Here is a 12,131-nt window from a genome sequence, read left to right on the forward strand (position 1 = left end):
GCCAGGATCAAACTCTCCAATAAAGTTAGTTTGTCTAGCATCATAAAATAAAAATTGACGTTTCACGTTGTTTGTTTCGTTCAGTTTTCAAAGAACTGCTCCGTCGCTCAGAAGCGACTTTATTAATATAACATTTCGTTATATTTTCGTCAACAACTTTTTTCAATAAGTTGTTTTTCGTTTGTTTTGCTTGTTACCTTTCGTGGCAACGAATATAAATATACCAGTTTGATTATTAAAATGCAATAGTTTTTCTAATAAAATTTTTAACTTAGTAAAAAAGTATAAAAACAGCACTTTTCTTCTATATAAATATAATTTCTCCCAACATCGACATCTAATGCCCCGCGTTCATACTCAAATAAAAAAAGCTTTGGAGAAATCTCCAAAGCTTAGTCTTGTTTATGACGCATAGCAGGGAATAATAGTACGTCACGAATAGATGGTGCATTCGTTAATAACATAACAAGACGATCAATACCAATTCCTAGTCCACCTGTAGGAGGCATACCATACTCAAGAGCTTCAATATAATCATCATCCATCATGTGAGCTTCATCATTACCTTGTTCGCGTTCTTTTAATTGTGCTTCAAAACGTTCTTTCTGATCGATTGGATCATTTAATTCAGTGAATGCATTTGCATGTTCACGTGCAACAATAAATAATTCGAAACGATCTGTGAATCGTGGATCTTCGTCATTCTTTTTCGCAAGTGGCGAAATTTCTACCGGATGACCGTAAATAAATGTTGGTTGGATTAATTTATCTTCTACTTTTTGCTCGAAGAATTCATTAATAATATGACCAACTTCCATTGTATCCTTAATTTCTACATTATGTTCTTTTGCAAGTTCACGCGCTTCTTCTACACTCATCGGATTCCAGAAATCTGCTCCAGAATGTTCTTTAATTGCATCTACCATATGAAGACGTGTCCATTCTGGTTCTAGATTAATTTCATAATCACCATACTGGATTGTTGTTGTACCTAGTACTTGCTTCGCGATATGAGCAACCATATTTTCTGTTAGTTTCATAATATCTTTATAATCAGCATACGCTTCATATAATTCAATCATCGTAAACTCGGGATTATGACGAGTTGATACACCCTCGTTACGGAATACACGGCCAATTTCATAAACTTTTTCTAATCCACCCACAATAAGGCGTTTTAAATGAAGTTCAATTGCGATACGCATATATAATTCCATATCTAACGCATTATGGTGCGTGATGAAAGGACGCGCAGAAGCTCCACCTGCAATTGCGTGCATCATAGGTGTTTCCACTTCAAGATAACCATTGTCATCTAAGTATCTTCTCATTTCACGGATGATTTTACTGCGAGTAACAAATGTTTCACGGCTTTCCATACTTGTAATTAAGTCTAAGTAACGTTGACGGTAGCGTTGTTCAACATCTTTTAACCCATGATATTTATCCGGTAATGGACGAAGAGATTTCGTTAATAGCGTAAAGCTCGTTGCTTTCACCGAAAGTTCTCCAACGTTCGTTTTGAAAATTTTACCTTCAATACCTACTAAGTCACCTAAATCTGCTGTTTTAAATAATTCGTACTCTTCATCTCCAACAGCATCTTTACGAACGTAAATTTGAACTTGTCCATGTAAATCTTGAATATGTGCAAATCCAGCTTTTCCTTTACCGCGTTTTGTCATAATACGACCAGCAATAGAAACAGAGATTTCTTTCTCCTCTAATTCTTCTTTAGAGAACTCTCCATATAGGCTTAACAATTCATTTGTTGCATTTGTACGTTCAAAACGTTTACCGAACGGATCGATCCCTTGCTCACGTAAATTATGTAGCTTTTCACGACGAACAAGCAATTGGTCGTTTAATTCTTCGTGGTTCATGTTATCCATGGTATTGATATCACTCCAGCTCTATTAATTTTTACAATATATACAGTATAGCATTTTCTACTCAACTAGAAAAACTGCCAGCAACTAACTGGCAGTTCTTCTTTCTTTCACGTAATTATAGGAAGTGTATAGAAGAATGTCAATCTTCCCTTCCTATTATTAACTAACGTGAATTGTTTGTTGTTTCGCTTCTACTTCTTCTACAAATGTACCTAATACATTCGCAAGGTCTTCACGCGTATTACAAGCATTGATACCATTACGTACAGTTGCATTACCACGAATGCCCTTTAAATACCAAGCTGCATGCTTTCTCATCTCTCTTACAGCGACAGTTTCATTCTTTAAATCGATCAGACGATCTAGATGCAACATACATACGTCAATTTTCTCACGTACTGTCGGTTCTGGCATTAATTCACCCGTCTCTAAATACTTTACCGTACGATAAATCATCCATGGATCTCCAAGGGCAGCGCGGCCAATCATAACACCATCTACACCGATTTCATCAAGCATACGCTTTGCATCTTGTGGCGTTGCGACATCACCATTTCCGATAACCGGGATATTTACAGCTTGCTTTACTTGTTTAATAATATCCCAATCCGCTTTTCCTTCATACATTTGTACTCGTGTGCGCCCATGAACTGCTACCGCTTGTCCACCAGCACGCTCAACAGCCTTCGCATTCTCGATTGCGAAAATATGATCCTCATCCCAACCAATACGCATTTTAACTGTAACTGGTTTTTCTACAGCATCTACAACTGCCGCTACCATTTCATATATTTTATTTGGGTCTAAAAGCCACTTTGCTCCTGCATCACACTTAACGATTTTTGGTACTGGGCACCCCATATTAATATCAATGATGTCTGCTGTCGTATATTGATCTACGTATTTCGCAGCATCTACAAGAGTTTCTTTCTCGCCACCAAAAATTTGTAAACTTAATGGCTTTTCTCTCTCATCAATATATAGCATATCTAATGTTCTTTTATTGTTCAGTAGTATCGCCTTATCACTTACCATTTCAGCACAAACTAGGCCTGCACCGAATTCTTTTACTGTCAAACGGAATGCAGAGTTACACACTCCCGCCATCGGTGCTAATACAACCGGATTTTTCATCTCAATATTTGCGATTTTTAACACTCGATTTACTCCTTCCTTCATGGTCACTTTGGCATTAGCTCATCTATCGAGACCTTTAATGCTTTAGCAACTTCCACTACAAAGTCTTGGGAAGGCGATCGATTCCCTCGCTCAACTTCACCTAAAACAGATACAGATACCCCTAATTCTTTTGCAAAACCTTCTTGCGTGTAACCTTTTAGTTTTCGAAAAGCACGAATGCGTCTTCCCCATTTTTCTGCTTCCATACCGTTACTCCCTCTCGCCTTTTCATTTCTTCTACTTGTGAACGTGAAATGTTTTGTTTTATATCTTGATTAATCTCTAACAACGGAACGATAACAAAAGCTCTTTCGAACATCCGCGGATGCGGAACAATAAGATTCTCTGCTTCAATATTTTCTTGATTATATAGTAAAATGTCAAGGTCGATAGTCCTAGGTCCCCACCTAATTTCCCTTTTTCTTCCTAGATCATTTTCTACTTTTTGCGTTACTTTCAATAATTCTTGCGGTGATAAATTGGTAGAAATTTTTATAACTAAATTTAAAAAGCAACTTTGGTCAGTATAGCCAACCGGTTCCGTCTCATATACAGACGAAACATCCTCAACTTTGATATAAGGATTTTTATTCAGAAACTGAATCGCTTCAGTTAAATACGTATAACGTTCTCCAATATTTGAACCTAATGCAATGTAAGCTATATTATTCATGGACGTTCTCTCGTAATTTCTACCGCTACAGCACGATAATGTCCCGGTATCGGCGGATCTGGTTTAATTACCTTTATCGTACATCTTGAAATACTCTCATACTGTTTCAATATATCTGTAGCAATATTTTCAGCAATACTCTCTACAAGCTTATATGTTCTATCTTCTACAACTTTCCTACATAACTCGAAAAGTTCTCCATAATTAACAGACTGCTCTAAGTCATCACTTTCTCCCGCTCGCTTCAAGTCCAATTCCACCGTTAAGTCCACTTTAAATCTCTGGCCCAATTTATTTTCCTCTGGGAATACACCATGATAACCGTAAAACTCCATATCATGAATATAAATTTTATCCAATTACTTTACCCCCTTACCAATCATCGCATCCATCATCTTAGCCATACGCGCCATTTCCTTCACATCATGAACACGAACAAACTCACAACCCTTTTCAATACCAAGACAAACGGTAGCTCCCGTCCCCTCAAGACGTTCTTCTACCGGTAAATCTAGCACATGCCCAATAAAGGACTTTCTCGAAGTACCTAAGAGAACTGGATAACCTAGTACGTTTAACTGTTCTAAATTACGCATCGCTTCTAAATTTTGTTCAGGCGTTTTAGCAAAACCGATACCTGGGTCTAAAATGATATTCTCATCTCGCACGCCAGCATCTTTAGCAATTTTAATACTGTCATATAAGTCAGCAATCATATCAGCCATTAAATTACGATAATTCATATTATCGCGATTATGCATTAAGATAATAGGTACATCGTAATGAGCTGCAACTTCAGCGATTTTTGGTTCCGCCTTCGCTCCCCAAATATCATTAATAATATGAGCACCAGCTTCAATTGCTTGCTTTGCAACTTCCGCTTTATACGTGTCGATAGAAATAGGCAATTTCACCTCTTTTGAAACAGCCTGAATCATTGGAACAACTCGTTTTATTTCTTCTTCCACCGATACTTTAGCAAAGCCCGGACGAGTAGATTCGCCACCAATATCAATAATATGAGCACCTTCATCTCGCATTTCTTTCGCGTGGCGTACTGCAGCATCTACCTCGTTGTAACTCCCACCATCAGAAAACGAATCTGGTGTTACATTTAAAATCCCCATAATTAACGTTTTTTCATTTAAGTTCAATGTATATTCGCCGCAGCGCAAATCATAATCCCACTCCAAACTACACATCTCCTCTTCGTAATTCATTTCTGCTCCACAATTTCTCTCTCTGCATTTCATAAAGATTCATAAACCTTTTTGTAACCAAACCTACTTTACCCGGGAAATCTCGCCCCTCTATACGATTAAGCGGAACAATTTCTTGAATCGAGTTTGTTACGAAGACTTCATCGGCTGAAAGTAATTCATTTTTTGTAAAGAGACCTTCCTTTACTTCTATACCCATCTTTTCAGCAACCTTTATAATAAACGCACGAGTGATACCATTTAAAATCCCCGTTTTTAAAGAAGGTGTATATAAAATATCACCTTTTACAAAAAAGAGATTCGAAACAATTCCCTCTGCAACATAACCTGTTTCAGTAAGGAAAATACCTTCCTTATTCACAACATTGCCTATTTCGCGTTTCCCCAAAATGTTATTTAAATAATGGTGAGACTTCAAGCGAGATGCACCCTCTGGTGTATTTCTCACTTGATTTAAGACAACCCCTTCTTTTTCCACTACATCTCCCGGGGCCGCTAAAGGTTTTATAAAAACAATAATAGACGGCTCTTCATACATTTCTGTTTGCAATCCAATTTCATCTATACCCGCCGATACATTAAAACGGACATACGCATGCTCTAATTTATTCTTAACGAGTAAATTCTTCAAAATAAGCATTACTTCATCTTTCGTCATCGACCATTTAATTTGCAACGTATCCAGCGCATTTATTAAACGGTCATAATGATCATCCAATAAGAAAGGATGACCGTTATAAATACGAAACGTCTCAAAAACTCCAAGTCCATATAAATAACCGTGGTCATATGGCGAAATTCTCGCTTCACCCGCTTCTACATACTGACCATTTACGTAAATTAACATGATGTCACACTTGGACTATATTTACGAATGAAGTTCTGCAACAACTCTTTCCCATGAGAAGTCATAATAGATTCCGGATGGAACTGTACACCTTCAATCGGTAATGTTGTATGACGAAGCGCCATAATTTCCCCTTCTTCTGTCCAAGACGTTACCTCTAAACAATCAGGTAACGTCTCTTTCTTAACAATAAGGGAATGATAGCGCGTCGCGGTAAACGGATTAGGGATATCCGAAAAAATCGTCTTCTCATCATGATGCATAAGCGATGTTTTCCCATGCATTAATCGCTCTGCACGGACAACCTCTCCACCAAACACTTGCGCAATAGATTGATGCCCAAGACAAACCCCAAAAATCGGAATTTTTCCAGCAAAGTATCGAATAACCTCCATACTAATCCCTGCCTCATTCGGACTACATGGACCTGGCGAAATCATTAAAAAGTCTGGTTTCATATTCTCAATATCTGAAATAGTCACTTCATCGTTACGTTTAACAACAAGATCTTGTCCAAGTTCTCCAAGAAACTGTACTAAATTAAATGTAAAAGAATCATAATTATCAATCATTAATATCATTTCTCTCACCTAACCGTTTCTTCGCTACGTTCTTTTGCACGCCATAAAGCAATCGCCTTTTTTAACGACTCTTTATATTCATTTTCCGGATTTGAATCAATTACAATTCCCGCTCCCGCTTGTACATGCGCTTTTCCATCTTTAGCAAGAAGTGTCCTAATCACGATATTCAATTCTGTATCTCCAGAATAACCAATCCAACCGATTGAACCTGTATAAATCCCTCTGCGAACAGGTTCTAATTCTTCAATAATTTCCATCGTACGTATTTTCGGGGCTCCAGTAATTGTCCCCCCAGGGAACACAGCCTTCACTAAATCAAAAGCATCTTTATCTTTTTCCACCTCACCACGCACATTAGAAACAATATGCATAACGTGTGAGTATTTCTCAATTACCATAAATTCATCTACTTCTACAGTGCCATATTTACAAACACGCCCTAAATCATTTCGTTCTAAATCCACAAGCATAACGTGTTCTGCTCTTTCTTTTTCATTCTCAATTAATTCTCTTGCCAACTCTTCATCCTCTTGCTCATTCGCTCCTCTAGATCTCGTTCCAGCAATCGGTCTTGTACTTACTTCAGTTCCTTGTTTCTTAATTAACAACTCCGGCGATCCACTAACAATTTGAAAATCCCCAAGCTCCAAGTAACCCATATATGGAGATGGATTAATTTCGCGAAGACTTGTATAAATTTCTAGTGGATGTGTTTGTAACGTTCTTTCTTGTCTTGTTGACAAGTTTACTTGGAACACATCACCAGCCCCAATATATTCTTGAATACATTCAACTGCCTTCATAAAACCTTCTTCAGTAAAAGCAACTGCTTCACTTTTCTTTTCAGGGCACGCAAACGGCATAGTCACTTCTGGCGCTTCTGTCGTCCAAAGAACCTTCCATTCATTTAATCGTTCTTTTGCCTCTTCATGCTTATCTACATAATGTGTAATAATCCATAATAATTTTTCTTCTTGATCATACACAAATACATCATCAAATAATAAAAAGAATATATCAGGTATATTAATATCATCCTCCGCAAGAGAAGGAAGCTTTTCAATATAACGGATGCAATCATAACTAAAATAACCAATTGCACCACCTTGAAAAGGCGGGTATTCCGGATTATAATCCGTTTTCCATCGCTCCATATATTCCTGCATTAAATCTAATGGGTTTCCTTGCTTTATTGTTTCCTTACCACTTTCACTTATATGTAACGTTTCACCCTTCCCTCGGATTACCGCTACCGGGTTTAACCCCACAATGTTATAACGACCGCCACGCCCACTCTCTAACAAAATATGTTGCGGTTTATCCTTAGAAAGAAATTTATATTGCTTAAAGAAATCTAACTGATATGGAATAGAAAGCGCTAAAGATTTTCTTCGTTGCATATCAACACCCCGTCTTCTTTTATCCCACCCTTTTAGATTAATCATTTCAAACTACATGTGTTATGTATATGGAGAATGATTATCCTCGAGGGCTAGTGAAAATAAATTAATTATACTACCTCTTATTTTACATGAAGTTTTCTAGTCATTCACTCTTTTCCTATTTCCAATCCAAAAAGAAAAAGCATCCTTTTTCAAGGATGCTTTTTCAATCACATATAATTAAGACTCAAATTGATAAAGTGGTGTACTTAAATAACGTTCACCGTTACTTGGGATAATAACAAGTACCTTTTTCCCTTTGCCTAACTTTTTCGCAATTTCTGTTGCTGCATAAATAACTGCTCCAGAAGAGATACCAACTAGAATACCCTCCTCTTTCGCCACTCTTCTTGCATATTCAAACGCTTGCTCCGTTTTCACTTGAACAATTTCATCATATACTTCTACATCCAATGTCTCTGGGATAAATCCAGCCCCAATTCCTTGGATTTTATGTGGACCTGGTTTCCCACCAGATAATACTGGTGAATCCGCAGGTTCTACTGCATAAATTTTAATATCTTTATACGCTTCCTTCAGCACTTCACCAGCACCAGTAATCGTTCCACCCGTACCAATACCTGCAATAAACGCATCTAATTGGTCGCCCATTTGTTCAACAATTTCTGGACCTGTTGTTAAACGGTGAATTTCTGGATTCGATTGGTTTTTGAACTGTTGTGGTATAAAGTAACCATTCTCTTTTGCTAATTCAGTCGCTTTACGAATTGCTCCACCCATTCCTTCAGGACCTGGAGTCAATACTAATTCCGCACCATAAGCACGTAATAAATTACGACGTTCAATACTCATTGTTTCTGGCATTACTAAAATTGCCTTATATCCTTTAGCAGCTGCTACCATCGCTAAACCAATTCCTGTGTTACCACTTGTCGGTTCAATGATTGTATCGCCTTCTTTTAATAATCCTTTTTTCTCAGCATCTTCAATCATAGCTAATGCAATACGATCTTTAACACTGCTCCCTGGATTCATAAATTCTAATTTTAAGTATATATCTGCGCTGTCTGATTCTACGATGCGGTTCAACTTAACGATCGGCGTTTTCCCGATTAATTCTGAAACTGATTGTGCCACTCGCATTCCTGTCACTCCTAACACCGAGTATTTTTATTGGTTTTATCTATATTTAGATTTTGTCAGAAAATTCCCTGTTTGTCAATGTATTTAGAGGGGGAATTGCCTTATTACAAATTCTCAATTAAATTTGTAATATCTTCTTTAGAGAACTTGTATCGCTCATTACAGAAATGACAATGAACTTCTGTTTCTTCTTCTTCTTCACGAACTTGCTCTAACTCCGTTTTACCTAAACTAATTAACACACTCTCGATACGTTCGCGAGAGCATGTGCAATTAAATTGAACATCCATCGTTTCTAATACTTTTACCTTATCTTCTCCAAGGACTGCATACAGTAACTCTTCTGGAGAAAGCCCTTGTTCGATCAATGTTGATACAGGAGGGATCTTCTGTAAACGCTCTTCAATGAATGAAATTGTTTCTTCCTGTGCACCTGGCATAATTTGAAGAATAAATCCACCCGCTGCTAATATGCTATCATCTCCATTTACAAGGACACCAACACCTACAGAAGAAGGCGTCTGCTCAGAAACTGCAAAATAATATGTGAAGTCTTCTCCTAATTCTCCTGAAACAATTGGAGATTGACCAATAAACGGCTCACGCATACCAATATCTTTAATTACCGTTACAAATCCTTCAGTACCTACCGCCTGATATACACGTAATTTCCCTTGTTCTGTTCCTTCAAAGTCAACATGTGGATTCGTTACATAACCACGCACATCCCCATTTGCATGAGCATCTACTAAGATAGGACCAATTGGACCATTACCTTCTACCTTAATCGTTAGCTTTTGGTCACCTTTTAACATTGCACCCATCATTGTACCTGCAGTTAAAGAACGACCAAGTGCCGCTGAAGCTGTTCTCCATGTATCATGACGTCTTTGCGCCTCACTTACCGTATTTGTAGTACGTACACTATACGCACGCACTTCACCATCAAACGCTAACGCTTTTACTAAATAATCTTTCATACTTATTTATTCACCTTTCTCATGCTGTAAATTTGCATTACGCTCGTATAACATATACAAACCTTTTAATGTTAAGAATGGATCTACAACATCAATTACATTCGATTCTTCTGAAATTAATTTCGCTAATCCACCTGTTGCAATAACTTTTGGTTCTTGTTTAGCTTCCTCTTTCATGCGCTTAACAATACCTTCCACTTGTCCAACATAACCATAAAGAATACCAGATTGCATCGCACTTACCGTATTCTTCCCAACAACACTGCTTGGTTTTGTAATTTCAATACGAGGAAGTTTTGCCGCTCTACTATATAAAGCCTCTGCTGAAATCATAATTCCCGGTGTAATAACGCCACCCATATAATGCTTTTCTTCGTTAATATAACAATATGTAGTAGCCGTACCAAAATCGACAATAATAAGCGGACTTCCATATAAGTGAATTCCTGCTACTGCATTTACGATTCGATCCGCACCTACTTCACGTGGATTTTCATATTTAATATTTAGCCCTGTTTTTATTCCAGGACCTACTACAAGCGGCTTAATTTTAAAATACTTTTCACACATGCGCTCTAAAGCAAACATAATTGGTGGTACGACTGAAGACACGATAATACCTTTTACATCTTCAAACGAAAGACCCTCATGCTCAAGCAACTGTTTTACAAGCATTCCATATTCATCTTCTGTCTTATGACGATCTGTTTCCATGCGCCAATGTTGACGAAGTTCCCCCTCTTCAAACACGCCCAGTACAGCATTTGTGTTCCCTACATCCAATACAAAAATCATATTCTCACCACTTATCTTATTTAATCTATATTTGTGCAGTATGTATAAAACTTATAAAAACATCATATCACACATACTTATATAATCAGCTTTTCTGTCCTCATCATTTTACAAAAAGATTACTCCCTATTTCAATTTTTAATACCAGATTTATTTAAATTCTTTTTCTACTTCATTTCGTTACACAAATAAAAAAAAGGAGTGACCACCGTCACTCCTTCATTTCTTACTTATCTTCTGATTCTTCATCATCCTTCTTCATGTTGATGTTTACTTTCACATCAGCTGAAGATGTTGGACGTTCTGGCAATCTGCCATAATCACATAAATGATTGATTTGCTCAGCATCTAACGTTTCTACTTCAAGTAACGTTTTTGCAATAAGATCTAACTTATCACGATTTTCAGTAAGAATGTCTTTTGCACGAGCATAACATTCTTTCATAATCGTTTGCATTTCCACATCGATGTCGTGTGCAATTGCATCACTGTAGTTTTGTTCTGAATGGAAGTCTCTTCCTAAGAACACTTGACCACCTTGTGAGCTACCAAATTGCATTGGTCCAAGCTTATCACTCATACCAAATTCCGTTACCATACGTCTTGCAATGCCAGTCGCACGTTGGAAGTCGTTGTGAGCACCTGTACTCACTTCACCAAATACAATCTCCTCGGCTACTCGACCACCAAGTAAACCAGTAATTTTATCAAGTAACTCTGGCTTTGTCATGAAGTAACGATCTTCTTTCGGAAGCATTACTGCATATCCACCAGCTTGACCACGAGGGACAATTGTTACTTTATGAACGACATCTGCTTCATCAAGAACAACACCAATTACAGTATGGCCTGCTTCATGGAAAGCAACGATATTACGTTCTTTTTCAGAGATAACACGACTTTTCTTAGCCGGACCTGCAATAACACGATCCGTTGCTTCATCAATGTCACTCATATCAATTTTCTTCTTATCTTGACGCGCAGCTACTAACGCAGCTTCGTTTAATAAGTTTTCAAGATCGGCACCAGAGAATCCCGGTGTACGAGTTGCAATTGCTCTTAAGTTGATATTCTCATCAAGCGGTTTATTACGAGCATGTACTTTCAGTACAGCTTCACGGCCATTTACATCTGGACGATCTACTGTAATTTGACGGTCAAAACGACCTGGACGTAATAATGCTGGGTCAAGAATATCAGGACGGTTTGTCGCAGCGATGATAATAATACCTTCGTTTGCACCGAAGCCATCCATTTCAACAAGTAATTGGTTCAACGTTTGCTCGCGCTCATCATGGCCACCACCAAGACCTGCACCACGTTGACGTCCTACTGCATCAATTTCATCAATGAAAATGATACAAGGAGCATTTTTCTTTGCATTTTCGAATAAATCACGTACACGTGATGCACCG

12 protein-coding genes and 1 pseudogene are annotated in these 12,131 nt (G+C 37.7%); all 13 read right to left on the bottom strand.

The features are described 5' to 3' along the window. Positions 1–392 precede the first annotated feature (392 nt). Positions 393–1,892: a lysine--tRNA ligase gene (gene lysS, locus MR079_RS25455; protein ID WP_016716244.1), complete on the bottom strand. Its 1,500-nt coding sequence runs from the start codon at positions 1,890–1,892 to the stop codon at positions 393–395. 159 nt (positions 1,893–2,051) lie between these two features. Beyond that, entirely contained in the window at positions 2,052–3,050 is a 999-nt protein-coding gene (gene dusB, locus MR079_RS25460) for a tRNA dihydrouridine synthase DusB (RefSeq protein ID WP_139869794.1), read from the bottom strand. A gap of 23 nt (positions 3,051–3,073) precedes the next feature. Next, positions 3,074–3,277, bottom strand: coding sequence for a helix-turn-helix domain-containing protein (locus MR079_RS25465; protein ID WP_000387027.1), 204 nt, complete (start codon positions 3,275–3,277; stop codon positions 3,074–3,076). Then, positions 3,229–3,744 (bottom strand): 2-amino-4-hydroxy-6-hydroxymethyldihydropteridine diphosphokinase, encoded by a 516-nt coding sequence (folK, locus tag MR079_RS25470; RefSeq protein ID WP_001059445.1) that lies wholly within the window; start codon positions 3,742–3,744, stop codon positions 3,229–3,231. The genes MR079_RS25465 and folK overlap by 49 nt, the downstream gene beginning before the upstream one ends. Next, a complete protein-coding gene (folB, locus tag MR079_RS25475; RefSeq protein ID WP_139869793.1) occupies positions 3,741–4,103 on the bottom strand; it encodes a dihydroneopterin aldolase in 363 nt (120 codons plus the stop codon). Before folB ends, folK begins: the two co-directional genes overlap by 4 nt. Then, on the bottom strand, positions 4,104–4,964 hold the full coding sequence (folP, locus tag MR079_RS25480; RefSeq protein WP_139869792.1) for a dihydropteroate synthase: 861 nt from the start codon (positions 4,962–4,964) through the stop codon (positions 4,104–4,106). It abuts the gene before it with no gap. Beyond that, on the bottom strand, positions 4,939–5,811 hold the full coding sequence (gene pabC / locus MR079_RS25485) for an aminodeoxychorismate lyase (protein WP_139869791.1): 873 nt from the start codon (positions 5,809–5,811) through the stop codon (positions 4,939–4,941). Before pabC ends, folP begins: the two co-directional genes overlap by 26 nt. Further along, on the bottom strand, positions 5,805–6,392 hold the full coding sequence (gene pabA / locus MR079_RS25490) for an aminodeoxychorismate/anthranilate synthase component II (RefSeq protein ID WP_000602276.1): 588 nt from the start codon (positions 6,390–6,392) through the stop codon (positions 5,805–5,807). Before pabA ends, pabC begins: the two co-directional genes overlap by 7 nt. 5 nt (positions 6,393–6,397) lie before the next feature. Further along, the gene (pabB, locus tag MR079_RS25495) at positions 6,398–7,795 is read right to left on the bottom strand and encodes an aminodeoxychorismate synthase component I (protein WP_139869790.1); all 1,398 of its coding nucleotides are present in this window, start codon (positions 7,793–7,795) and stop codon (positions 6,398–6,400) included. Positions 7,796–8,017: 222 nt separating this feature from the next. Further along, a complete protein-coding gene (gene cysK, locus MR079_RS25500; protein ID WP_001261701.1) occupies positions 8,018–8,941 on the bottom strand; it encodes a cysteine synthase A in 924 nt (307 codons plus the stop codon). Between the two features lie 104 nt (positions 8,942–9,045). Further along, positions 9,046–9,921, bottom strand: coding sequence for a redox-regulated molecular chaperone HslO (gene hslO, locus MR079_RS25505; protein ID WP_000656366.1), 876 nt, complete (start codon positions 9,919–9,921; stop codon positions 9,046–9,048). 6 nt (positions 9,922–9,927) lie between these two features. Next, the gene (locus tag MR079_RS25510) at positions 9,928–10,716 is read right to left on the bottom strand and encodes a type III pantothenate kinase (protein ID WP_000578367.1); all 789 of its coding nucleotides are present in this window, start codon (positions 10,714–10,716) and stop codon (positions 9,928–9,930) included. A 226-nt stretch (positions 10,717–10,942) separates the two neighbouring features. Next, positions 10,943–12,131 (bottom strand): annotated as a pseudogene (gene ftsH / locus MR079_RS25515) (ATP-dependent zinc metalloprotease FtsH); the annotation flags it as partial.

This window comes from Bacillus cereus group sp. BfR-BA-01381 (assembly GCF_022663555.1).
In the GTDB taxonomy this organism is placed as follows: Bacteria; Bacillota; Bacilli; order Bacillales; family Bacillaceae_G; genus Bacillus_A; species Bacillus_A pacificus.

Coding starts and splice junctions, on each gene's coding strand:
- lysS (WP_016716244.1), bottom strand. CDS start 1,892: ATGGATAACATGAACCACGAAGAATTAAACGACCAATTGCTTGTTCGT.
- MR079_RS25465 (WP_000387027.1), bottom strand. CDS start 3,277: ATGGAAGCAGAAAAATGGGGAAGACGCATTCGTGCTTTTCGAAAACTA.
- folK (WP_001059445.1), bottom strand. CDS start 3,744: ATGAATAATATAGCTTACATTGCATTAGGTTCAAATATTGGAGAACGT.
- folP (WP_139869792.1), bottom strand. CDS start 4,964: ATGAATTACGAAGAGGAGATGTGTAGTTTGGAGTGGGATTATGATTTG.
- pabC (WP_139869791.1), bottom strand. CDS start 5,811: ATGTTAATTTACGTAAATGGTCAGTATGTAGAAGCGGGTGAAGCGAGA.
- pabA (WP_000602276.1), bottom strand. CDS start 6,392: ATGATATTAATGATTGATAATTATGATTCTTTTACATTTAATTTAGTA.
- pabB (WP_139869790.1), bottom strand. CDS start 7,795: ATGCAACGAAGAAAATCTTTAGCGCTTTCTATTCCATATCAGTTAGAT.
- cysK (WP_001261701.1), bottom strand. CDS start 8,941: ATGCGAGTGGCACAATCAGTTTCAGAATTAATCGGGAAAACGCCGATC.
- hslO (WP_000656366.1), bottom strand. CDS start 9,921: ATGAAAGATTATTTAGTAAAAGCGTTAGCGTTTGATGGTGAAGTGCGT.
- MR079_RS25510 (WP_000578367.1), bottom strand. CDS start 10,716: ATGATTTTTGTATTGGATGTAGGGAACACAAATGCTGTACTGGGCGTG.